Raw genomic sequence first — 24477 nt, 5'->3', positions numbered from 1 at the left:
CCCGCGAAATGGCGCGTGGCGCTCGCGCACCTGACGGGTAGGCGGGCGAGCAGCGCGCTCAGCCCTACCCCAGCCGCTTCCCGATCTCCCGCACCGTCCCTGCCGGATCCACGCTGTGGTCGTGCGACTCCGGCACGATCACGAGCTCGGCGCCCGGAATCGCCTCGGCCAACAGGTCGGCCGCCCGCACGAGCATCGGGAAGGTCGGCTCTCCCCGGAAGATCGTGACGGGCTGGCTCACTGAAGTCATGGCATCCGTCGGCGTCGAGACGGCCTGGGTCAACAGGGCGTCGTAGACGGTCGACTGGGCCAGCGGTACGAGCGTCGCGAACATCGGACTCGCCTTGATCTGCTCGACCATCGCCTCGGGCAATCCGACGCCCTCGCGCTGGAACAGGGTGACGGCCTCGTCGGGGTGACCATCGATGACGAGGGTCTGCAGCCGTTCGGGCAGGTCGTCGGCCGGCTCGCCCTCACCGAAGTGGAACGGCGGCTCCGACAGGAACAGGTGGCTGATCGGAACGCCCTGGCCGGCTGCGAACAACGCCAGCACTGCACCGGACGAATGGCCGAGAACGGATGCCTCCCCGCCGACGGCCTCGATCACGGCCGCGAGATCCTCGGCCTCGCGCTCCGGCGCGTACGGCGTCGTGTCGCCGCTCTCACCGCGCGCCCGTCGATCGACGGTGACGCCTCGATACCCGGCATCGGCAAGCGCCGCAGCAAGCGGACCGCCAGCCTCCGCCGTGGAGAACGCGCCGCCGACGATGACGACAGGCGGCCCCTCCCCGACGGTGTTGAAGGCGATCGGTGTGCCATCCGCTGACGTTGCGTGCTGCATGCCCACCATCAGACCACCACCCGCCGACACAGGCAAGGGTGCGAAGACCTCAGCTCGCGCTGGACGGCCTCGCAGTGAACGGCCCGGCGATCTCCCCCGAGCCGCGCGCGATCAGCCGCGTCTCGAGCTGGATGTGCTGGGTGGGGCGGTCGTCGCCCGAGACCCTGCGCAGCAGCAACTCTGCTGCGAGCTGGCCCATCGCCGCTGGATCCTGCGCGATCACGGTGATGCCGGGGTCGAGCACGTCGCCGAGCTCGAAGTCGTCGAAGCCGAGGAACGCCGGGAGCGGCCGAGTGCCCCGCGCCTTGAGGTGCCTCAGCAGCAGCACGCTCCAGCGGTTGTTCCCCGCGAAGATCGCCGTGGGCGGGTCGTCCTGGTCGAGTACGGAGTCGATCACCGCGGCATTGCCCTCGGCGTGCGGAACCGCCATCACGACGAGCTGGTCGTCGTGGTCGATGCCGGCAGCGGTCAGGGCATCGCGATAACCGGCGAGACGTTCCGTCGCCGTGTACACCGATGCCGCGTCCCCGAAGAAGGCGATGCGGCGGTGACCGTGGCCGATGAGGTGAGCCGCTCCGCTCGCGGCGCCTCGTCGATTGTCGGCGAGTACGGTGTCGGCACGGATGCCGGGAACCGGCCTGTCTACGAAGACCATCGAGCAGCCGGCATCGAGCTCGGCCTGCAGGAACGCCGGGTCGGTGCCGCGGGCCGGGGCGATGATGAGCCCGTCCGCCCCGCGAGACGAGAAGGACTCGATGATGCGCCGCGAGCGTGCGGCGTCCTCGGCCGATGAGGCCGAGAGCAGCAGGTAGTCCTGCGCGAGCGCGACGTCTTCGACGGCGCGGGTGAGCACCGAGTAGAACGGGTCGGCCACGTCTTCGAGCACGAGCCCGATGGTGGCCGTTGTGCCCTGACGCAGCTGACGCGCGAACTCGTTGCGGCGGAAGCCGAGCTGCTCGATCGCGGCCTGGACGGTCTCGAGGGTCTCGGCGCTCACGTAGCCGACGCCGTTCACCACTCGCGACACCGTCTTCAGGCTCACGCCGGACGCAGCGGCGACGTCGCTCATGGTCGCGCGAGCGCGATGGGGTGTCGACGTCATCCCGTCAGGATAGCGGGCGCGACGCGCCGTAGGACAGCGCTGTCATACGAAATCGCTCAATCCCGCGCATCCGTAGGCCATAAGTGACCTGAGATCGAGCAGAAGGGCCTTTTCTGTCCCCCGAATCAATAGGACAACGTTGACATACCCGATGATTCCTCGCTAGGTTTTCGCAGGGATGCCCCTCGTGCATCCGATCCCAGCCATTTCAGTGTCGAAAGGCCCCGCATGCCGGAGCGCACCACCCGCAGCCTCACCGCCGCGATCAGCACACCCTCCACTCCTCGTCGCCCGATGCCGGCTCTCCTGCGCCGCATCACCGCGCCCCTGCTCGCCGGAGCCCTCGTGGCCGCGGCCATCCCGCTGGCTGTGGCGTCACCCGCCTCCGCGGCGACGGTGGCGGCACCGGCCGCGGCAGCCGACGACTGGTCGACCTCGTTCGAGCCGGGCGAGGCCACGGCCCCCTTCGCGAACCGCGTCGAGCTCGGCATCGGAGAGGGCGGTGAGGACGGCGCCCCGCTGCAGCAGAACGTGCACGGCACGAGCGGCGGCAGCGTGCTCCCGAACGTGACCACCGTCACGGCGAGCGGCGAGAACGCCCCCGGTGAGGCCGCAGTCTGGGCGGCCGACGGCGACCCCAACACCAAGTGGCTCGTGTTCTCGGCGACCGGATGGCTGCAGTACCGCCTCTCCGCTGCGGCCAGCGCCGTCACCTACTCGCTCACCTCGGGCGGCGACGCCCCTGAGCGCGACCCGAAGAACTGGGTGCTCAAGGGCTCGAACGACGGAACCACCTGGACCACCCTCGACACCCAGACGGACCAGACCTGGGCAGACGCCGACCGCAAGGTGAAGAAGTCGTTCACCGTCGCGACGCCGGCCGCGTACAGCTACTACCGGCTCGACGGCATCGTGAACCACTCCGGCGGGCTCATCCAGCTCGCCGACTGGGATCTCGTCACCGCTGTCGACCCGAACGCTCCCGCAGCGCCCATCACCACCACCATCGGCACCGGCCCGAGCGCCGGCTACAACATGAAGGCCCGCGTGGGCTGGACCGGAACGCACTCGTTGCGCTTCGGTGGCGAGCACAGCGGTGACGGGGCGGCATCCGTCACCAACCGTCTCTTCGACGTCGACATCCCCGTCGGCGAGCGCACCCGCCTGTCGTACATGATCTTCCCCGACCTCACGGCGAACGACCTGCAGTACCCGTCGACCTACTCCGCCGTGAACCTGCGCTTCAGCGACGGCACCGAGCTGAGCGACCTCGCCCCGACGGATGTCTACGGCATCGACGCGACTGCGCTCGGCCAGGGTGCAGGCAAGGTGCTCTACCCCAACCAGTGGAACCAGGTGGAGATCGATCTCGGCCCCGTGGCCACCGGCAAGACCATCACCGCCGTGCAGTTCTCCTATGACAACCCGGGCGGAGCGGATGCTTCGGCCTTCGGCGGCTACGTCGACGACATCGCGATCGTGGCCGAGCCGGCCACCATCGACGGCTCGAGCCTGACGCACTTCGTCGACACCCGACGCGGCACCAACTCGTCGAGCGCCTTCTCGCGCGGCTCGAACGAGGCCATCACCTCCATGCCGAACGGCTTCAACTTCCTCGTTCCCGTCACGAACGCCAGCGCGACCTCGCGCGAGTACTCGTGGCAGCAGGACAACACCGACGCCAACCGCACGCGCTTCGAGGGCCTCGGCATCTCGCACGAGCCGAGCCCGTGGATGGGCGACCGCAACCTGTTCTCGGTCATGCCCGTCGCCGGCGCCGGTGCACCGAACGGCAACTGGCACACCCGGGCGGCGACGTTCGGCCACGACAACGAGACGGCGCAGCCCGACTACTACGGCGTGGAGCTCGACAACGGCGTCACGGCGGAGATGACGCCCACCGATCACGCCGCTCTCATGAAGTTCACCTTCACCGGAGCCGCGAACAGCGTCGTCCTCGACGCTCCGAACAACGACGGCAGCTTCACCATCGCCGCCGACGGCACCGTCACGGGCTGGATCGAGAACGGCGCAGCAGGAGGCACCGGTCGCACCCGCATGTTCGTCTCGGGTCGCTTCGACTCCACCCCCACCGCGACGGGAACCGCATCCGGCGGCCGCGCGCTCACGAAGTACGCGTCGTTCGACACCTCGGGCGACAAGACCGTGGAGCTGCGCTTCGCGACGTCGCTGCTCAGCCTCGACCAGGCCTCGAAAAATCTCGCCCTCGAGGTGGGCGGCGACGGCTTCGACGGCATCCGCGAGTCTGCTCGCTCCGCCTGGAACGACCGCCTCGGCGTCATCGCCGTCGAGGGCGCATCCGAGACCGAGCTGCGCACCCTCTACAGCAACCTGTACCGACTGAACCTGTACCCCAACTCGCAGTTCGAGAACACCGGAACCGCGGATGCTCCCACGTACAAGTACGCGAGCCCCGTGTCGGCCCAGGTCGGTGCGAGCACCGCCACCGAGACCGGCGCGAAGGTCGTCGACGGCAAGATGTACGTCAACAACGGCTTCTGGGACACCTACCGCACCACCTGGCCCGCCTACTCGATGCTCTACCCCGAGCTCGCCGGCGAACTGGTCGACGGCTTCACCCAGCAGTACCGCGACGGCGGCTGGATCGCCCGCTGGTCATCGCCCGGCTACGCGAACATCATGACGGGCACCAGCTCGGATGTCGCCTTCGCCGACGCGTACCTGCGCGGTGTCGAGCTGCCCGACGCCCTCGCGACCTACGACGCGGCGGTCAAGAACGCCACCACACCGTCGAGCAACGACAGCGTCGGCCGCAAGAGCCTCGCCACGTCGACCTTCCTCGGCTTCACGCCGGCCTCTCAGGGCGAGAGCGTGTCGTGGGGAACAGAGGGCTATATCAACGACTTCGGCATCGGCAACATGGCCGCCGCCCTCGCTGACGACCCGAACACCCCTGCCGACCGCGTGGAACAGCTCCGCGAGGACAGCGAGTACTACCTGGACCGGGCGACCGGCTACGTGAACCTGTTCGATCCCGCGATCGACTTCTTCCAGGCGCGCAACGCCGACGGCAGCTTCGCCACCCCCGCCGACCAGTACAACCCGAAGTCGTGGTGGGGTCCGTACACGGAGACGAACGGCTGGAACTTCGCGTTCCACGCCCCTCAGGACCCGCAGGGCCTCGCCAACCTCTACGGCGGCGACCAGGGCCTGGAGGACAAGCTCGACGAGTTCTTCGCCACCCCGGAGACGTCGACGGGCAGCATCCACGAGGAGGTCGAGGCCCGCGACGGCCGCTACGGCCAGTGGGGCGTCAGCAACCAGGTCAGCCACCACATCCCGTTCATGTACAACGAGGCCGGAGCCCCCGCCAAGGCACAGGCCATCGTGCGTGAGGCGCTGAAGCGCTCCTACGCCGGCGGCGCCATCGGCCAGGGCTACGCAGGCGACGAGGACAACGGCGAGATGAGCGCCTGGTACATCTTCAACGCGCTCGGCTTCTACCCGATGCAGACGGGCTCGACCCAGCTCGTGCTCGGCTCGCCGCTGTTCACGAAGGCCACGGTGAACCTGGCCGGCGGAAAGCAGCTCGTCATCAACGCCCCCGAGAACAGCACGGAGAACGTCTACGTGCAGTCGCTGCGAGTGAACGGCGAGGAGCACTCCTCCACGTCGATCGACTCGCGCATCCTCTCCGACGGCGCCACGCTCGACTTCACCATGGGGTCTGAGCCGAGCGCCTGGGGCACCGGGGTCGACGACGGCCTGCCGTCACTCACCACAGGGGACGACGTGGCCAAGCCTCTCGTCGACGCCACCGACCCGTCGCTCGCCACTGTCACGAGCCGCGGCGGTGAGAACGCCTCCGCGCTCGTCGACAACACCTCGCGCACGCAGGTGACCTTCGCCGACGCGACCCCGGCCGTGACCGTCGCCTACAAGGGCGCCAAGCAGAAGCCGACCTTCTACACGATCACCGCAGGGGCGACGACGGATGCCGACCCCTCGGCGTGGACGCTCGAGGGAAGCAACGACGGCTCCACCTGGACCGAGGTCGACTCCCGCACGGATCGCGACTTCGCGAACCGCTCGCAGACCGTGCCGTTCAAGATCGCGCACCCCGCGGCCTTCCAGCAGTTCCGCCTGTCGGTGACCGGCGGAGACGCCGCGATCTCCCTCGCGGAGTTCGAGCTGCTGACCGACGGCAGCGGAGCCGAGGCGAACACCCTCACGTTCAGCCCGAGCGATGGCCTCACAGCCACCTCGAGCATCGCGAGCGACTTCGCCCTCGGAATCCTGTCGGGCGGAGTGGCCGAGGGATACGCGGCCTCGGTCGACTGGGGCGACGGCTCCGACGCGGAGGCCGCGACGATCGGGGAGGCCCAGCTGGGCAACAACCCCGTGTCGGCGAACCACGTCTACGCCGAGCCCGGTGTCTACCAGGCCAGGGTCACCGCGACCGACGGAGTGTCGAGCTTCGCGGGAACCGTTCCGATCACCGTCGACTACGTCGAGCCCGGTGGACTGCGCGCGGCGTTCGACAGCGTCTGCATCGCGGATGAGGGCGTGGGCGGCAACTGCGACGCGAAGGGCATCTCGTACCCCCGCCAGGGCCTGGCCGACGGCGGTCTCACCGCCGGGGTCGAGCACGACGTGCCGGGAACCGACCTCACCTTCACGATGCCCGTTGTTCCTGTCGGCGCTCCCGACAACGCGACGGGCGCAGGCCAGACCATCGCCCTCGACCTGGGCGATGCTGCTACCAAGCTCTCCTTCATCGGAGCGGCGACCGAGAAGAACCAGGACACGACGGTCACGGTGAACTTCACCGACGGCACGACCGCGACCACCCCTCTGCAGTTCTCGGACTGGACGAAGGGCGGCAACGCCAACGCCACGGCGCCCTTCGGCAACATCGAGGTCGTGAAGTCGGCGTACCGTCTCGTCGGGGCATCGCCCTCGAACACGGCGTCGTACTTCTTCTCCACGGTTCCCTACGAGATCCCGGAAGGACTGACCGTCGAGAGCATCACGATGCCGGTCCAGCCGGGTGAGCCCGGAGTCACCGGCCGCGTGCACGTCTTCGCGATCGCGTCGAACGGCGCGCAGCCCGATCTCGACTTCGAGGCCACTGTCGGCGACGACATCACCGGAACCGCCGGTGAGGCTCTCGATGCCACTCTGGCGAGCATCACCCAGGCGGATGCCGCTGCCGATGCGCCGATCGTGCGCGTCCAGTGGGGCGACGGCACCGTGACCGAGAACGCCGAGGTCGCGGCATCCGACGACGGACTCACCGTCACCGGAGGCCACACCTACGCGGCGGCCGGGAGCTACACGGTCTCGGTGACCGTGGCGAATGGAGCACGCACGACGCACCTGACGCTCGCCGCCGAGATCGCCTCTGCCCCGGTCTACGCCACGACGGTGAAGGCCGACCCCGCCGACGAGGTGCTCGCGGGCACCGACATCGCGGTGACGGGCGACGGCTTCAAGGCCGGCGAGTCCGTGACGGTCGAGCTGAAGACGGCGACGCCGGTGAAGGCCACGGTCGAGGCCGGCTCCGATGGCACGATCGCCACCACGGTGACCGTGCCGACGGATGCCGCTCCCGGCGTCTACGCTCTCGTCGCCACGGGAGCCGACTCACGGATGCCCGCGACGGCGACCGTGAACGTGGTGCCGGAGGAGACCACACCGGTCTACACGCCGCAGGTGCACTCGGACGCGACCTCTGGTCGTCCCGGTGACGACGTGACCGTGACCGGCGAGGGCTTCGCCCCCGGCGAGAAGATCACCGTCGAGATGCGCTCCGACCCCGTGGTCGTGGGCACCGCGGTAGCCACAGCGCAGGGTGCGTTCAGCCTCACCTTCGAGGTGCCGGAGATTCCCGTCGGCGACCACGAGGTGGTCGTGACAGGTGAGACCTCGGACGTTCCGGTGTCGTTCGCCTTCGAGGTGCTCGCGCCCCAGGTTCCCGGTGACGGCAGCACGGGCGCCGATGGGCCGAAGAACCCGTCGGTCGTGGCGCAGGGCTCGCTGAGCAGCACCGGCGTGAACGGAACCCTGCTGGCTACGGCCGGCTGGGTGGCCGGGCTGCTCGTGCTCCTCGGCGCTGTGCTGCTGTTCGTGCGCCGCCGCCGGGCTGCGGGAAACAGCGGCGAGACGGAGGTGTAGGAGCGAGCGCTCCGGCGCACTCAGCCGCCCTCCGCTTCGCGGAACGAGCCGGCGTCGACTTCGGGTGTCGGCGCCGGCTCTTCGCGTGTGCCGAAGCAGGGTACCCACCCAGCCCCCACCCGGCAAGGCCATCACTCGATTGCCGTGACTGGAGTTTGCTGTACAACGCGCCGGTCCCTGCCCCCGCACCGAAGAGAAGACGAGAGACAAGCGTGACCGACGAGAAGCCCCAGACAGCTGCTGTCATCTACAACCCGATCAAGGTCGACCTCGACGCCCTGCGCGAGGCGGTCATCGCCGAGTCGAGCGCAGCAGGCTGGGCGGAACCCACCTGGTACGAGACCTCGAAGGAGGACGTCGGCCAGGGCGTCACCGCGCAGGCCCTGAAGGATGGCGCGAGCCTCGTCATCGCCGCCGGCGGCGACGGCACAGTGCGTGCGGTCGCTGAATCCGTGCGCGGCAGCGGCGTCAGCGTCGCGCTTCTCCCGTCGGGCACGGGAAACCTCCTCGCCCGCAACCTCAAGCTCACCCTCGACGACATGCCGGGCTCGGTGAAATCGGCGTTCAGCGGAGTCGACCGCAGCATCGACCTCGGCGTCCTCGAGATCGAGCGCGAGGACAAGAGCCGCACCGAGCACGTGTTCGTCGTGATGGCCGGCATGGGCATCGACGCGAAGATGATCGAGAACACCGACGAGGACCTGAAGGCCAAGGCCGGTTGGGCCGCCTACATCAAGGCGATCGTCGCGTCGCTGCGCGATCCGAACGAACTGCACCTGCGTCTGCGCCTCGACGACAAGCAGCCCAAGCGCGCTGTCGTCCACACGGTCATCCTCGGCAACTGCGGGTCGCTCCCCGGCAACATCCTCCTGCTGCCGGATGCCGTCGTCGACGACGGACTGTTCGACCTCATGCTCATGCGCCCGGGCGGCGCGCTCGGCTGGATCCGCGTCTGGCTGAAGGTCGCCTGGACCAACGGAGTCGTGCGCCGCACCAAGGCCGGTCGGGCTCTCGCCGGCGAACGCCGCAACGACGGCGACCTCCAGTACGAGACCTGCACCCGCTTCACCGCCCGCCTGTCGCGTCCCGAGACGATCGAGCTCGACGGCGACGAGTTCGGCAAGGCCACGGCATTCAACGCCTGGATCGAACCCGGCGCACTCAACGTGCGTGTTCCGGCCGACGCAGCCGCCGCCTGACCCGCCCGCAGCTCACGCACGCGTCGCACCCACGTACTACTGGAGGAGTCCCATGTCCGACAAGAAGAAGCACTCGAAGAAGAAGTCCAAGCGCGTCGACAAGAAGGCCTATGAGAAGGAACTGACGCGGCTGCAGATCGAACTGGTCGCCATGCAGCAGTGGGTCACGGCATCCGACGCCCGAATCCTGGTGATCTTCGAAGGACGTGACGCGGCCGGCAAGGGTGGTGCCATCAAGCGTGTGATGCAGTACCTCAACCCCCGCACAGCGCGCGTGGTCGCGCTGCCGCAGCCGAGCGAGCGCGAGAAGGGGCAGTGGTACTTCCAGCGCTACGTCGAGCGGCTGCCCACCAAGGGCGAGATCGTGCTGATGGATCGCTCCTGGTACAACCGCGCCGGCGTCGAGAGGGTCATGGGCTATTGCACCGACGAGGAGTACGAGCGCTTCCTGGTGCAGGTTCCGACGGTCGAACGGATGCTGGTCGAAGACGGCATCATCCTGCTGAAGTACTGGTACTCGGTCTCCGACATCGAGCAGGAGAAGAGGTTCCGTTCGCGCCTCAACGACCCGATGCGCCGCTGGAAGCTCTCCGACACCGACCTGCTGTCGATCACCAAGTGGGAGGACTACTCCCGTGCCAAGGACGCCATGTTCGACGTCACCGACACCGAAGACGCTCCCTGGTGGACGATCGACAGCGACGACAAGCGCGCCGCCCGCATCAACACCATCAACCACCTGCTCAGCAAGATCCCCTACGACACCATCGACCCGGAAGAGGTGCACTTCCCCGAGAGGCCTGTCGCGGCGGAAGCCGTGCGCCCGCCGATCGAGAAGCACAAGTTCGTGCCGGACCACGCGGCGACACTGTAGGGGCGCTCGGCCCTAACCGCTCGCTCCCGTCGTGGCTCGCAGAGTGCCGAGCGAAGCGACCGCCCGAGTTCCGCTCGCAGAGGGCCGAGCGCAGCGACCGCCCGAAGCGGCTCTCCTCGAGGCGCTTCGACCGCGGACTTCGTCCGGGCCTCAGCGAGCGGGAAGGTCACGCCGCTCGTTCATCAGCCGCACCCGCGTCGTTCTCGCCCGCGCCGGGAACCATCGGCCGCGGGAGCAGCCGTCGCAGATTGTTGCCGGGTCTCGGTCGTTGAGTTGGGTCGATGTGCACCGGTGGCGTGAACCAGGTGCGGTTCTCGACCACCCGGATGGCCCATCCTTCGCGGTGCAGCAGATGGTGATGGTACGAGCAGAGCAGCACACCGTTGGCGATGTCCGTTCTGCCGTGGTGTCGGTCCCACCAGCGGATGTGGTGCGCTTCGCAGAACTGCGGCGGGCGGGTGCAGCCGGGGAACGCGCATCCGCCGTCCCGTTCGGCGAGGGCGATCTTCTGCGACCTCGAGAACAACCGCTGCGACCGGCCCAGATCCAACGGAACCGAGTCACCGCCCAGGACCAACGGGATGATGCCGGCGGATGCCGCCAGGCAGCGGGCCGTTGCGGCTGAGATGGGCTGGGCGACGCCATCGATCGTTGCCACTCCGACACTGTCGGGATCGGCGAGGTCGTCCACGTCCATCCGAACGACGACAGCAGTCGTCGCATCGATGGTGGTCTCTTCGCAGCCGATCACGTGCCGGGCGATATCCGTCAGGGCGTCGGCGCGCATCTGCGCCAGGGTGCGCTGCTCGACGATCGCCGGATCAGCACACGTGCACGCGTCGGTGGGTGTCCCGTCTGGACAACTGCACGTGTGGGACGGTCCGAACGCGTCACGCGCCCGCCGCAGCTCGGCCGATACCAGCGCGTTGATCGCTCCGGTGATGGCGGCGCCCTCGACGGGCGCGAAGTGGCCGCGCAGCACCACGGCGCCGGACTTCTCCTCCACGATCGACAACGACCTCCCCGCCCGCAACTCGTCCTCCCGCGGCTGGACGCCGTCAGCATCGAGTCGACCCTCGGCGTACTTCACCGCCACCGACAACCCGCCCAGGCTGAGCTCAGCCGCCGCGACTGTGAGTGTCTCCTCCGTCTCTGCGAGGAGCTGCGGGTCGGCCCGGAGCGCGACCTTGTCGAGCATGCGCGTGATCATCGCCGCCGCAGCCACACTGATATGACCCGCCGCCACTGCAGCCTGCAGGAACGGATGCTTCGACGGCATCCGTTCGCCCGTGAACGACTCCCGCCCCGCGGTCGCCTCACCCACAGTGATCAAAGCAGTCGCATCCCCCACGGACGCACCCGCACTCGCCGCCAACAGCCCAGCTGGCGAGGAGAACCCCTGCACCTTCGCCAACCCCTCGGCACCCAGCTCCGGCCGCGACCGGCGCGCCACCTCGCCGGCGACGAGCACCTGCAACGCCCCCACCGCCCGCGCCAACGCCGACAACGCATCAACCACACGCACGAGCCCAGCGTCGCTCATCGACCGCACCGCTGCAGCAGCATCCGAGCCGGGAATCAGCACCTCGGGCAGCGCACCCCTCCACGCCGAACGCAACGCCGCGAGGCTGTTGCGCAGGAGCCGGAAGTGGTTCTTCATGACACCATTCTGGCGCGACCCACTGACATTTCCTCGACTTCTTCTTCGAATGTGGATAACCCGATTTTCTCTTTCATTAGAACGAAGAACCGACTCAGCCAAACCGGTCAGACGGACCCACCCGCGCGGACTCGTCGCCCCGCGCAGACTCGTCACCCGGCGTCGGGCATCCTCACCTCGACGCGTCCACCTGTCTGGCGGGCCTGCATCGTCGGCTGTGGCGCGGTGGCCGGCCCCCGCCGCACGCTGCCGTCCAGGAGTGAGAACGTGCTGCCGTGCCACGGGCACTGGATGCAGCGCGAGCCGTCGGCATCCGTCACCAGCTCGCCATCACTCAGCGGACCCGAGAGATGGCTGCACCGATCGGCCAGCACGGAGAGGCGTTCTCCGTCGCGGAAGACGAGGATCGACACGTCGCCCACCGCGCTTCTCGTCACGCGTCCCTCGGGAAAGTCCTCGAGTGTGCCGATCGCGTTCCACCCTGTCGGGATGACGTGCGGAACCTCCTCGGCGTGATTGACGCCGGCGGCCTGGTGGTAGGCGAGGTGGCCGCCGATGAATCCTCCGGCGGAGGCGACGGCGAGTCCGAGGTAGGAGAGCACCTTGCCCCTTGCATCCCGACCGCGGCGGCGCTGCACATACGAGGCCGCGTAGAGGGAGACGGCCGCGAGGTTGGCCGCCCAGTGCACGACGCCCGTGCGCATCTGCTGCTCGTGCAGCTCCGACCAGTCGGTCGCGCCGGCCAATGCTGCCGGTGCGGCCGCCAGCACGCCGACCCCGATGAGCCTTCTGCTCGCGGTCTCGGTTCCGGGCATCAGGTCGAGGATGGCGGCGGATGACCACGTTCCCAGGGGAATCTGCACGAGCACCGGATGCACGGGATGCCCCGCTGGAACTCCGTGCAGCACATCGCGCACCTCCCCCGGCGGCACGAGAGCTCGCACGACCTTCTGCAGGCCGGAGATGAGCGGATCGAGCGCGGTCGTGTTCTCCACCGGGGCGAAGATCTTCGTCACTATGCGATTGGCGCTGGCGCTGAGCATGTTGTGACGATAGGCCTCGCGAACCTGCGCCGTGAGGGGCTTGACGAGCGCCGATTCCCCGTGGCTGGCCCGCGCGGATGCCCCATCGCCCAACCCGCTCGCTGAGGCCCGGCGAAGCCGCGGCCGAAGCGCCCCGTGCCGCGGCATCCGCGTGCTGCCACATCCGTTCGCCCGGCCAAGCGCAGCCCCCACGCAGCCCCACAATGTTACGCACCTGAGCATCCGTCAGGTAAGCCCCTTTCGGTGGCACCCCGAACGGTGGCAGCGTGGGCGCACTCATCGGCGCGCCCGACCGCGCGGCGGAATGAGCGCTCGACCTCACCGGGAGGAACCGCCATGCGAGTCAAGGACCTGTTCGTCACCCGCTCCGTGAGCGACCTGATCAACGAGACCGAGTACGGCGACGAGAGACTCCGGCGCAGCATCGGGCCGGTGGGGCTCACGGCGTTGGGTGTCGGCGCGATCATCGGCACCGGCATCTTCGTGGTCATCGGCGAAGGCGCCAAGCTGGCGGGCCCGAGCCTGTTCCTCGCCTTCATCCTCGCGGCGATCACCTGCGGCTTCTCGGCACTCTCGTATGCGGAGCTCGCGTCGAGCGTGCCCGTCTCGGGCAGCGCGTACACCTTCTCCTATGCCACGCTCGGCGAGTTCGTCGCGTTCATCATCGGCTGGGACCTGATCCTCGAGTACGGCGTCGCCGTCGCGGCCGTCGCGGTCGGCTGGGGCGGCAACCTCAACGAGTTCCTCGACTCCGTGCTCGGCATCGAGCTGCCCGCCGCCATCTCGACCTCCCCGTCGGACGGCGGCGTGGTCAACCTTCCGGCCGTCTTCATCGTGATGCTCATCAGCATCCTGCTCACCCTCGGCACCCGCGAGAGCGCGCGGTTCAACGCCGTCATGGTCGTCATCAAGATCCTCATCCTGGTGTTCTTCATCGTCGTGGCGTTCACGGCTTTCCAGTCCGATCACTTCGAACCGTTCGCCCCCGAGGGATTCGGCGGCATAGCCTCAGCGGCCGGCGTGATCTTCTTCGCCTACATCGGCTTCGATGCCGTGACCACCGCATCCGAGGAATCGAAGAACCCCGGACGCGACCTGCCCATCGCCGTCATCGGGTCGCTCCTCATCTCCACGGTGCTCTACGTTCTCGTGGCCATCGCCGCCGTCGGCGTCGCCACCGTCGACACCCTGTCGGGCAGCGACGCCCCGCTCGCCACAGCACTCAACGAGGGCGCAGGCATCCCGTGGGCCGGCGGCGTGCTGGCGGCGGGCGCGCTCATCGCCATCACCAGCGTCATACTCGTGCTCCTCTACGGCCAGACGCGCATCTTCTTCGCCATGTGCCGCGACGGACTGCTTCCGCGCCGCCTCGCGAAGGTGCATCCGCGCTACGGAACCCCGGCCCGCCTCACGCTCGGCTTCGGGGTGCTCATCGCCATCCTGGCCGCGCTCGTGCCCCTCGACGAGATCGTGAAACTCGTCAACATCGGCACCCTGTTCGCCTTCGTGCTCGTGAACGTCGGCGTCATCATCCTGCGCCGCACGCGCCCCGACATGAAGCGGCCGTTCCGGGTGCCTGGCTCGCCCGTGGTGCCGCTCATCGGCATCCTTCTCTGCGGCTACCTCATCGCGCAGCTGCCGTGGGAGACCTGGGTGCGGTTCGGCGGCTGGCTCGTGGCCGGGCTCATCATCTACTTCGCGTACTCGATCCGCCACTCGCGGTTGCGGCTCGGCGAGAAGGCTCCGTCGGGTCCGGATGCGGCGACTCCGGATGCCGCATCCAACGCCGACGAGAAGCGCTGAGCGTCGCTCGCACCGATCCTTCACGGCGCCACCTGCGTCAGCGCTTCCCCTCCAGAGCTGCCCGATTCGCCAGGTACTTCCGCTTGCCCACGACCCTCCAGATCACGCGCACCGGCGCCGGCAGGTGCTTGTGCTGCCACTCGACACCGCCGTCGGGCTGGGCGGCGAGGATGGCGCCGAGCTGCAGGAACATCGCCCCCTTCGGCGTCGCCTTTCGCCCGTGCTCACCGAACCAGTCGACCTCCTCCTGGGTGAGCGTGGTCTCCATCACCGGCACGATGTTCGCCTCCTCGTCGCCGAGGTGAACGGCGAGCGCCGCGTTCACGCCGTCGAGCGCTCCGTGCACCGCGGCGGCATCCGTCGGCGATGCACTCGCCCGCCAGGCGGGCAGCACCTCGTCGAGCACGTCGAGGTAGATGAGCATCTCGGCGTGCTGCGCCTTCATGCGCGAGACGTGGGCCGCACACGCGGGCGCCCGCTGCTCGAGCTTGTCCCAGAGCGCCGCGTCCTCGCCCTCGTGGTGCGCGTGCAGCCCGGTCGACAGCAGCGCCAGGTGATCGGCGACCACCCCGGCATGCGCGACATCGCCGGCGGCCACCGCTGCCACCAGATCGGGCCCCTCGGCGAAGCCGGCGCGGAACATCCGGTGGATCTCCTCCATCCCCGAGGCATCGCAGGTGACGGATGCTGCGCCTCGGGAACCGGGCCCGGCAGCGCCGCCGGGCCGCTCGGGCACGTCACCGCTGGGCGGAAGAATCGTTGCAGACATGAAGAACTCCATTCGGGTCGGAGAACGAAACGTCGCGGACGCCGAGGTGGCGGCATCCGTACCTGTAAGAGAACTCCGGATGCTGCACCGAGCGCAAGAGTTCGATGGCTGATGTCGCCCCACGTCCGCTCGCAGAGGCCCGGGCGAAGCCCGCGGTCGAAGTGCTCTAGGCGACCTGCCGCTTCTTCGCCAGCGCCTCCGCGATGATCCCGTGCACGGCATCCGGACCCGGCGAGCGCCGGATCGCCTCGCCGATTGCAGCCGCCCGCGAACGGTAGCGATGGTCCCCCAACACTCGCCGCACCGCGGCGCCCACCTTCGCTGCCGACGGCGTATCCGTCTTCAGATTCACGCCGACCCCTGCCCAGTCCACGCGGGCGCTCACCTCGGTCTTGTCCTCGGTGCGGCCAGCGACCACCAGCGGAACGCCGTGCTCGAGCGCGTAGTGCACGCCGCCGTACCCGCCGTTCGTCACCATGAGATCGGTGAGCGGCAGCAGCTGGTCATAAGGGAGGAACGAGGCCGCTCGGACATTCGAAGGAAGCGAGTCAGGTAGCGAGGAGACCGGTCGGCCGCCTGTCGCCACGACGACGAGCGCATCCGCAGAGGCGAGCGCCCGCACCGTCGGCTCGACGAGGTTCCAGTCCGAGTTTGCGACGGTCCCCTGCGTCACATGTACCACCGGGCGCACACCCTGGGCAGCGAGTACATCGCCCCACCACGAGGGCAGCGGAACCGTCGACGCACGAGAACGGGACACCGGCCCGACGAAGTGCACGGTGTCGGGCAGACCCGCCCGCGGATACTCGAACTCGGGCACCGTGAACTGCACGACGAGGTCGGCACCGCTCGGCCAGTCGAGGAAGAAGCGCGGCAGGTCGCGACCGATCTCGGCGCGCGCGATCTCGTTGGCGTAGCGCTGCACCGGCGCGAACACGCCCTTCTCGGCGCTCGCGGTCAGGAACGCATTGCGCACTCGCCCAAGAACGCCGGGCATCGGCTTGATGCCGAGGCCGAACGGTGCGATGTCAGGGTGCTTGAGACCCAGCGGGATCATGCCCAGGTTCACCAGCAGCGGACGTCGCGAGCGCGGCAGCCCGCTGAGCATCGCGGCGCCGGCGAACATCGACTCCGCGAGGATCGCATCCGTCTTCTCAGCCGCGAGAGCCTCGCGCACGGCGGCGAGCTGCGCGGGCACGGGCTTCAGGAAGATCTCGATCATGTCGTACCGGATGCCCGCCGGCCCGCGCAGCCCACGTCGCCCCGGGAACGCGGCGTCTATGTCGCTGTCGTCGTAGTCGGCGGCATCCGGCAGCGGCAGGAACTCGGCGCCGGTCGCGACCACGGCATCGCGGTAGCGCGCACCGGTGAGGAAGCGCACGCGGTCGCCCGCGGCGACGAGTGAGGCGGCGATGGCGAGCAGGGGTGTGACGTGCCCGTGGACGGGCGTGGAGGTAATGAGCACGGATGGCATGGTTGCGAAATTCCTCGGGTCGTGTGGAAGGCGGCTACGATTGAACTGCCTCACGCAGTATTCACCACCCTCTTGGGTTAAGCAATAGGAGTGGCGACATGTCAGGGAAAGCCCCTACCCGCAGCTACGTCTCGACCCTGCGCACCGAGCAGGCGGCGACCACCCGCCGGCGCATCCTCGAGGCCGCGGCCGCCTGCTTCACCGAGAACGGCTACAGCGGCACCTCGCTCGCCGACATCGCCGCCCGCGCCGGCGTCTCCCCCGAGACGGTGAAGAACAACGGCCCCAAGCGCGAACTCCTCCTCGGAGCCTTCGAGCAGGCCTTCGCCGGCACCGAGGGCTCCGCGTCCGTCGCCTCCAGCGATCCCGCCCAGGAGATTCTGGCGATGACGGATGCGGATGCCTTCCTCACCGCCACCGCCTCCTTCGTCGCCGCAGCCAACGCCCGCACCAGCGTGCTCTGGATCGAGTTCCTGGCGGCGGCCAACGCTGACGGCCTAGTTGCCACTGCTCTGGACGACCTGCTCGCCCGGCGCCGAGCGGACTACCGCGGGGTCGTCGAACAGCTCATCCAGCGCGGCATCGCGACTGGCGTCGACGACGTGGAGTCGGCCGCCGCCACCCTGTCGTTCCTCTGGTCTCCCGAGGGCCACCAGCAGCTCGTGCTGCAGGGCGGGTGGGCGATGGGCCGCTACGAGCACTGGCTCGCCGCCGCGGCGCGGAGACACTTCGTGGAGTGAGTGCCGCTGATCCGCTCTGGCGCCGATTCGCCTGAACCGGGCGTAACCCGCAATCACAGCGCCTTGAGCTCCTCCGCCACCTGCGCGACCGACGCCTTCGCATCACCGAAGAGCATCGAGGTGGTCGGGGCGAAGAACAGCGGGTTCTCGATGCCCGCGAACCCCGAGTTCATCGATCGCTTCAGCACGATCACCGACCTCGACTTGTCGACGTTGAGGATCGGCATGCCGTGGATGGGAGACGACGGGTCGTTCCGCGCCGCCGGGTTCGTGACGTCGTTGGCACCGATCACCAGGGTGACGTCTGTGCGGGCGAACTCGTCGTTGATCTCGTCCATCTCCTTCATCGCGTCGTAGGAGACATCGGCCTCGGCGAGCAGCACGTTCATGTGCCCGGGCATCCGTCCGGCGACGGGGTGGATGGCGTATTTCACCTCGACACCGCGCGCCTCGAGCAGCTTCGCGAGGTCCTTCACGGCGTGCTGCGCCTGCGCCACCGCGAGACCATAACCGGGGACGACGATCACCTGATTGGCGTAGGCCATCTGGATCGCAGCATCCGCCGCCGAGGTCGCCTTGACGGTGCGGCCCTCGAGGCCCTCCCCAGCACCGGCCCCGTCACCGGCCCCCGTACCGCCTCCTCCGCCGAACCCGCCCGCGACGATCGCGGGGATCGAGCGGTTCATCGCCTTCGCCATGAGGTTCGTGAGGATGGAGCCGGATGCGCCCACGATCATGCCAGCCACGATCATCGCGACGTTGTTCAACGCGAGTCCGGCTGCGGCGGCGGAGAGGCCGGTGAGGGCGTTCAGCAGCGAGATCACGACGGGCATGTCCGCGCCGCCGATCGGCAGCACCACGGCGAGACCCAGGATGCCGGCCAGCACGAGCACCGCGATGATCCACACCATCTGCGCTCCGCCCGATGCGGCGCCGACGCCCACCACGACCGCGCAGGCGATCGCACCGAGGAGCAGGAGCAGATTGACGGGCTGCTGGAGGCGGCCGAGGCTGATCGGGCGGCCGGGCAGCACTTCCTGCAGCTTGAGGAAGGCGATCACCGAGCCCCAGAACGACAGCGAGCCGATGATCGCCGCGAACAGCGAGGCCACGATGATCGGCACGACCGGCGACTCCGCGGTGTCGAGTCCGGCGAAGCCATCCGTCTCGATGAATTCAGCCCAGGCGATGAGCGCCACCGTTCCGCCGCCCACGCCGTTGAAGAGCGCGACGAGCTGCGGCATGGCGGTCATCTTCACCCGGCGCGCGGGCGGGATGCCGAGTGCCACGCCCACGACGAGGCCGGCGATGATGAGGATCCAGTTGCCGGTGTCGCGGATCTGGATGAGCGTTGCGATCACGGCGATCACCATGCCGGCCGCGGCGATCTTGTTGCCGCGAACGGCGGTCTTCGGCCCGGTGAGGCCCATGAGGCCGTAGATGAACATCGCGAAGGCGATGATGTATAGGCCGTAGACGAGGTACCGGGTGTCGTCCATGCTTACTTCCCGTCCTTCGCCGAGGTGGCGCCGTCGATGGCTGCGCGACCTGAGCGTGCGGCATCCGTTCCCGGCTTCGGCTTGAACATCGCGAGCATCCGGTCGGTCACGACGAAGCCGCCGACGACGTTGACGGTTCCGAACACGAGGGCGACGAAGCAGATCACGCTCATCAGCAGGTCGGGGTCACGCACCGTGCCGAGCACGATCAGAGCGCCGAGCACGACGATGCCGTGGATGGCGTTCGTGCCGCTCATCAGCGGCGTGTGCAGGGTGTTGGGCACCTTCGAGATCACGGCGAATCCGACGAAACCCGAGAGCACGAGGATGGCGATGTTCGCGAGGAATCCGGTGTAATCCATGGCGATTCAGTTGCCTTCTATTCGGGTGACGGATGGGCTGACCGGTGCGCTGACGTTGCGCGTGACGCATGATGCCGCCAGCACCTCGTCGGAGAAATCGGGGGCGAGCCGGTTGCCGTCGAGCATCAGCTCGAGCAGGTTCGTGACGTTCTTCGAGTACAGCTCGCTGGCATGTTCGGGCATCGTCGAGGGCAGGTTGAGCGGCGAGGCGATCGTCACGCCGTCGCGCACCACGGTCTCCCCGGGCACCGTCAGCTCGCAGTTGCCGCCGGTCTCGCCGGCGAGGTCGACGACGACGCTGCCCGCCTTCATTCGGAGGGCGGCCGCCGCGGTCACGAGCCGTGGGGCGGGGCGGCCCGGCACGAGGGCGGTGGTGATCACCACGTCGAAGCCCGAGATCGCTTTCTCGAGCTGAACCTGCTGCTCTGCACGTTCGGCCCCCGTGAGTTCGCGGGCGTACCCGCCGTCTCCGCGGGCGTCGATGCCGAGCTCGAGCCACTGGGCGCCGACGGAGCGCACCTGGTCGGCGACTTCGGGGCGCACGTCGTAGCCGGTCGCGCGGGCACCGAGCCGCTTCGCGGTGGCGAGTGCCTGCAGGCCCGCCACCCCCGCGCCGAGCACGAGCACCATCGCCGGTTTCACGGTTCCGGCAGCGGTGGTGAGCATCGGGAAGAAGCGGGTCGACAAGGATGCCGCCAGGATGACCGCCTTGTAGCCCGCCACATTCGCTTGCGACGACAGCGCATCCATCGCCTGAGACCGCGAGATGCGCGGGATGGCCTCGACCGCGAAGGCCTGCACGCCGGCCGCGGCGAGCGCCGGCACCTTCGTGTCGGCGTTGCGCGGAGCGAGGAAGCCGATCAGCGTGGTGCCCGGAGCGAGCCGCGCGATCTCGGCGTCGCTCGGGGGAGCGACCTTGACGACCACGCCGGCCTGCCACGCATCGCCGATGCTCGCGCCCGCCGCCGCGTAGGCCGCGTCGTCGATGAGCGCTCCTTTGCCCGCGCCCGCCTCGACCACGACCTCGAGCCCTTTCGCGACGAGCCCGGCGACGGCCTTCGGCACGAGGGCCACCCGCCTCTCACCCGCGGCCGATTCCCGGACCACTCCGATGCGGAGCGATGAAACCTCATTGTTCATAGTGCTATTCCTACGCTGTGCGAGCGCACTCTCCGCGCAGACCGGCCGATGCGGGCTTCCGATGAACAAAGGATGGTGGCCAGGCACGGCCTAGGAAGGCCCAGTTCACCTGCTGTAAAACCTCTGTAAGTCGCCCGCTCTGGGGCCAGCGCGTTCGACGGAGGCGTCGATAGCGTGGGCGGATGCCTCCCGGTCGTCATTCAGCTCCAGTCGAAGATGACGTCGCAGACGAGGCGCTCGCGCTCGAGTCGCCGCTGCCCCCACGACCGCCTCAGGGTTGGTACACGGACCAGACGGATGCGTCACAGTGGCGCTGGTGGACCGGTGCGGCTTGGGCGGACTACCGGTCTCCACGTGATCCTGATGTCGGTGCCGACTATGCACCGGCCGCACCCGCGAAGAACGAGCCGACCGAACCTCGCGTGGTGGCGCAATCCGTCTCCCTCGCACCGAACGATCTTCGCGCCCGGATACCAGCCCACGCAGTGATCGAGAAGCTCATCGAACTTCGGGACGCCGGCCAGTACGCGGAGATGCGATCGTGGCACACAGGTGCGATCGGCGAGCGCCGTGTTGCCGGAGTTCTGTCACAGCTCGGACCCGAATGGACCGTGTTGCATTCTGTTCCCGTCGGCTCCGACGGAAGCGACATCGACCATGTGCTGATTGGCCCACCCGGGGTCTTCACCCTCAACACGAAGCACCACCCGGGCAAAGCGGTATGGGTGGCAGGGCGTGCGTTCCGAGTCAGCAACCGGCCTCAGCATTACCTCACGAACGCGGCACACGAAGCAGGACGTGCAGAGCGCCTACTCTCCCACGCAGGAGGGCTCTCGGTCGACGTATTCGGCATCATCGTCGTTGTCGGGGCAAATCTGACGATTCGCGCCGAGCCCGAGGTCGACGGGGCACTCGTGGACGTGGTGAGTGATGACGAGCTCCTCTCCTTCCTCCGCACGCACCGCCGGAACTACAGCGACGAGCAGGTTGCCCAGATCGCCGCCGCGGCGGCCCGCGCCGAGACGTGGTCGCGTGACCCCCTCTCGACCGCGACCGGCGCCGAACTGAACGCCGAGTTCGAGCGCATCCATGCGTATATCGGCACGGTACCTATGCCGGCACCGCGTACGGTTCGTTCGCCGTCGCAAGCCCGGCCGTCTCGTCAGGCTCGGCCGACGACTCAACGACCGCCGCGACCGACGAATAGACAGCGTAAGAAGAGCAAGAAGAAGGAGTCTTCTCCCAGTTCTATGATCGGCGGCTTCGTCGTCCTACTCATCGTGTGGGGCGTCGTGTCATCCGTGTCGAATAACGCACAGAAGGATGTCACCGCCCAACAGTTCGCCTCTCAGAGTGCCGAGCAGCTCGCACTTGAAACGGCCGCATCGTCTGCTGCCGCAGCCCTCGACGCGAACAGCCCAGACGGCATACGCCCGACTGCACTCATCGTGACGCCGGGCGCATCCGTACTTCAGACGGATGCCGGGGTGACATTGGTCGACCTACCCGACGGAACGACAGCCGCCTACGCGGTGAGCGCGGACGGTGCCTCCTACTCCCTCACGCTGACGGGGCCCGAGTATGCGAGCACGGTGACGGTTCCGGCGCCGAGCGGGGAAGCGGCGCTCTGATCAGCCTCCGTTGAGCACAGTCTCGTATTCGCGGGCCGCCTGCATGATCTCGTCCTCGGTGATGAAGTCGTCGCCTTCAAGGAGGTAGGGCCGCTGTTCCTCAGTGCCGTTGGTGCAGAGCACGTCGTTGTGCCAGTCGTCGTCCATCGTCGGCAGGTAGCTGCACGTCCAGACGGATGCCGCGGGCGCTGGCGCGGGGGCGTCAGGATCGACACCGTTGACGCCCCACGAGGCGACGCCGGCGCTGCACCCCGCAGACGTCATCGCGATACCGATCAGAAGGGCCACGGCCGCAGGTCGAGTCATCCGCACGGGTCTGATGCTAGCGAGCAGGCCCGCCGCATCTCTCGCCCCCGTTCGCGGTCACCTCATCCGCTCGCCTTCGCCCGTCCGAGGGAGGCGTGTCACGGTGCAGCGTCGAGCACGTCGACATCCGAGCGATCACCGAGCAGTTCCCAGCGCAGGAGGGACATCGGCACGTTGCCGTTCTCCCACAGGAAATCGTGCATGCGACGCAGGTCGAAGGCATCGCCACCACCACCACCCGCTACGGCCGCATCAGCCACCAACCGCAGCACCTCGTGCTTGCCCACGTTGTACGACATCGCGAGCCCCGGCGTCGCGACGTACATGGCAGTCTCTTCGGTTGCCGTGGCGAGATCCATCGGCACGCGCTGCACGAAGAAGCGCACAGCATCCGCGTGGGTGAAGACACCGGTGACGAGGTTGACGTCGACGATCACCCGCAAAGCCCGCAGGCGCATGAAGTTGTGCACGATCACCTGCGAGTGCGGGGCGTCGGCGAACAGTCCGGCGGTGAGCATGAGCTCTTCGTTGTAGTGCGCGAGGCCCTCGTTGGGCACCGAATCGTAGACGTGACGCCGCAGCGGCCGCGGATTGCCCCAGGAGAGCGCGAGTTGCTGGGCATGCACGGCCTCGTGGATGATGCCGAGCCGCGGATCACGGGCGTTCGCTGCGTCGAAGTAGGGCAGGTCGGTCGACGGTTCGGGGATGTACGAGGTGGCCGTCTCGTTCCGGGCATGACTGCCGAGGTCGTCGGTCACGCCGAACATCGCGAAGGGCGCCAGGTAGGCGGGCGTCGCGGCGAACTCGTAGTGCCGCAAGCCCTCGGGCTGACTGAGCAGATCGTGGTTCTCATAGAACGCCCGCACCTCCCGCTCTGCATCGATCTGGGCCGCCACTTCTTCGCCGACGGATGCCGCGACCAGCGGGTCCGGCTCCCCCGTGAAGCTCGCCCGAGCGGCTGCCTCAGCTGCTACCGCGCGTCGATAGTCCTGCTCGGCAGCGCGCACCAGTTCCTCAGGCTCGCTGGCGATCAGTGCGACATGGCGCAGGTACCAGACGAATGCCTCCCGGCCCACGGTTGCGTCGGGCCCGAGGCCGTCGGCGTTCCGCTCGAGCCAGGCGCGATAGTGCTCGAGGGCGTCGCGGGCGGCCGGGAGCGCTGCCATGAGTGCAACTGTTGTCTCGTCGTCGACCTGCTCGGCGACTGCCGTGACGGATGCCTCGATGCGATCTCCGATGTCGTCCAGCATCCCGATGGCCACGTGGGCCAGCGAAGCGACGCCATGCTCGGCGAGGTTGGCGATCGCCCCGTCCACGGCATCCGGAACCGCGGTGAGCACCGTCACGAGGTCGGCTCGGCGCTCGGCATGGAAGGGCAGCGGCTGCAGCAGCAGGTCGAACCACGGGCCGACGATCTGGCCGAAGAGGAACACCGCGTCGCGCTGCCAGTTGCGGAGCACGTCGAGCTCCCAGTGCACTCGTGCGAGGGCGGAGCCGAGAAGCCGATGGTCGACCTGCACCGAGACGGGCTCGGCGCTCACGTCGATGGCGGCATGTCGGTCGACGAACACGTGCAGCTGCACAATCCGTTCCGCGACGGATGCGGCGTCGAACGACGCCACCCACCCCGCGGGCCGTGCCATCCGCGGAACGTCGTCGGAGGTGTGGAAGCCGTTCGCCGCCTTCCATCCCCAGAATTCGGAGCCGAGCCGGTCGAGATCCGTCGTCGCAGACATGCCATCAGCGTATTGCGCGCCGCCGATCGCGGCGGCAGGGGTGATGCGGCAGGGCCGGCCCGGTTACTCGGCTCATCCTCGGGGCAACCCCAAACGGGACCTGGGATGTCGATACTGACGAGGGTCGCAATCGCCTCAA

17 protein-coding genes are annotated in these 24477 nt (G+C 68.4%); 6 read left to right on the top strand and 11 right to left on the bottom strand.

Going from position 1 to position 24477, the window contains the following annotated elements; translation table 11 throughout:
• Positions 1-64: 64 nt before the first annotated feature.
• A complete protein-coding gene (locus AADV74_RS15055; RefSeq protein WP_342115554.1) occupies positions 65-841 on the bottom strand; it encodes an alpha/beta fold hydrolase in 777 nt (258 codons plus the stop codon).
• A 49-nt stretch (positions 842-890) separates the two neighbouring features.
• Entirely contained in the window at positions 891-1943 is a 1053-nt protein-coding gene (locus AADV74_RS15050) for a LacI family DNA-binding transcriptional regulator (RefSeq protein ID WP_342115553.1), read from the bottom strand.
• A gap of 228 nt (positions 1944-2171) precedes the next feature.
• Here AADV74_RS15050 and AADV74_RS15045 point away from each other — a divergent pair, with 228 nt between their 5' ends.
• The 3 genes from AADV74_RS15045 to ppk2 all read left to right on the top strand — a co-directional run bounded on the left by AADV74_RS15045 (position 2172) and on the right by ppk2 (position 10175).
• On the top strand, positions 2172-8102 hold the full coding sequence (locus AADV74_RS15045) for a GH92 family glycosyl hydrolase (RefSeq protein ID WP_342115552.1): 5931 nt from the start codon (positions 2172-2174) through the stop codon (positions 8100-8102).
• A 212-nt stretch (positions 8103-8314) separates the two neighbouring features.
• Positions 8315-9301 carry a diacylglycerol/lipid kinase family protein gene (locus AADV74_RS15040; protein WP_342115550.1) on the top strand — a complete coding sequence of 329 codons (987 nt, stop codon included), beginning with the start codon at positions 8315-8317 and terminating at the stop codon, positions 9299-9301.
• 52 nt (positions 9302-9353) lie between these two features.
• Positions 9354-10175, top strand: coding sequence for a polyphosphate kinase 2 (gene ppk2, locus AADV74_RS15035; protein ID WP_342115548.1), 822 nt, complete (start codon positions 9354-9356; stop codon positions 10173-10175).
• A 166-nt stretch (positions 10176-10341) separates the two neighbouring features.
• Here ppk2 and AADV74_RS15030 read toward each other — a convergent pair whose 3' ends face one another.
• A complete protein-coding gene (locus AADV74_RS15030; RefSeq protein WP_342115546.1) occupies positions 10342-11835 on the bottom strand; it encodes an HNH endonuclease signature motif containing protein in 1494 nt (497 codons plus the stop codon).
• 152 nt (positions 11836-11987) lie between these two features.
• Positions 11988-12878: a Rieske (2Fe-2S) protein gene (locus AADV74_RS15025; protein ID WP_342115544.1), complete on the bottom strand. Its 891-nt coding sequence runs from the start codon at positions 12876-12878 to the stop codon at positions 11988-11990.
• 336 nt (positions 12879-13214) lie between these two features.
• On the opposite strand from AADV74_RS15025, the gene AADV74_RS15020 reads away from it, so the two are divergent.
• Positions 13215-14681: an amino acid permease gene (locus AADV74_RS15020; RefSeq protein ID WP_342115542.1), complete on the top strand. Its 1467-nt coding sequence runs from the start codon at positions 13215-13217 to the stop codon at positions 14679-14681.
• Positions 14682-14718: 37 nt separating this feature from the next.
• Here AADV74_RS15020 and AADV74_RS15015 read toward each other — a convergent pair whose 3' ends face one another.
• Both AADV74_RS15015 and AADV74_RS15010 read right to left on the bottom strand, forming a co-directional pair.
• Positions 14719-15450, bottom strand: coding sequence for a hemerythrin domain-containing protein (locus AADV74_RS15015; RefSeq protein ID WP_342115540.1), 732 nt, complete (start codon positions 15448-15450; stop codon positions 14719-14721).
• A gap of 166 nt (positions 15451-15616) precedes the next feature.
• Positions 15617-16924 carry a glycosyltransferase gene (locus tag AADV74_RS15010; RefSeq protein ID WP_342115538.1) on the bottom strand — a complete coding sequence of 436 codons (1308 nt, stop codon included), beginning with the start codon at positions 16922-16924 and terminating at the stop codon, positions 15617-15619.
• A gap of 98 nt (positions 16925-17022) precedes the next feature.
• On the opposite strand from AADV74_RS15010, the gene AADV74_RS15005 reads away from it, so the two are divergent.
• Complete coding sequence (locus tag AADV74_RS15005) at positions 17023-17664, top strand: TetR/AcrR family transcriptional regulator (protein ID WP_342115536.1); 642 nt, start codon at positions 17023-17025, stop codon at positions 17662-17664.
• 53 nt (positions 17665-17717) lie between these two features.
• Here AADV74_RS15005 and AADV74_RS15000 read toward each other — a convergent pair whose 3' ends face one another.
• From AADV74_RS15000 to AADV74_RS14990, 3 genes are read right to left on the bottom strand one after another with little or no spacing between them, the layout of a single operon-like run.
• On the bottom strand, positions 17718-19163 hold the full coding sequence (locus tag AADV74_RS15000; protein ID WP_342115533.1) for an NAD(P)(+) transhydrogenase (Re/Si-specific) subunit beta: 1446 nt from the start codon (positions 19161-19163) through the stop codon (positions 17718-17720).
• Positions 19164-19165: 2 nt separating this feature from the next.
• On the bottom strand, positions 19166-19525 hold the full coding sequence (locus AADV74_RS14995; protein ID WP_342115531.1) for an NAD(P) transhydrogenase subunit alpha part 2: 360 nt from the start codon (positions 19523-19525) through the stop codon (positions 19166-19168).
• Between the two features lie 6 nt (positions 19526-19531).
• Positions 19532-20665 carry an NAD(P) transhydrogenase subunit alpha gene (locus AADV74_RS14990; protein WP_342115529.1) on the bottom strand — a complete coding sequence of 378 codons (1134 nt, stop codon included), beginning with the start codon at positions 20663-20665 and terminating at the stop codon, positions 19532-19534.
• A 182-nt stretch (positions 20666-20847) separates the two neighbouring features.
• Between AADV74_RS14990 and AADV74_RS14985 the strand changes: the two genes are divergently transcribed.
• On the top strand, positions 20848-22296 hold the full coding sequence (locus AADV74_RS14985; RefSeq protein WP_342115527.1) for a nuclease-related domain-containing protein: 1449 nt from the start codon (positions 20848-20850) through the stop codon (positions 22294-22296).
• On the opposite strand, the gene AADV74_RS14980 is transcribed toward AADV74_RS14985, so the two are convergent.
• Positions 22297-22602 carry a hypothetical protein gene (locus tag AADV74_RS14980; protein WP_342115525.1) on the bottom strand — a complete coding sequence of 102 codons (306 nt, stop codon included), beginning with the start codon at positions 22600-22602 and terminating at the stop codon, positions 22297-22299.
• A 98-nt stretch (positions 22603-22700) separates the two neighbouring features.
• Complete coding sequence (locus AADV74_RS14975; protein ID WP_342115523.1) at positions 22701-24338, bottom strand: DUF885 family protein; 1638 nt, start codon at positions 24336-24338, stop codon at positions 22701-22703.
• Positions 24339-24477 lie beyond the last annotated feature (139 nt).

This window comes from Leifsonia stereocauli (assembly GCF_038432415.1).
GTDB classification, from domain to species: Bacteria; Actinomycetota; Actinomycetes; order Actinomycetales; family Microbacteriaceae; genus Orlajensenia; species Orlajensenia stereocauli.
Note: the sequence above shows the minus strand (reverse complement) of the source record. Positions and strands in the feature narration are given on the sequence as shown.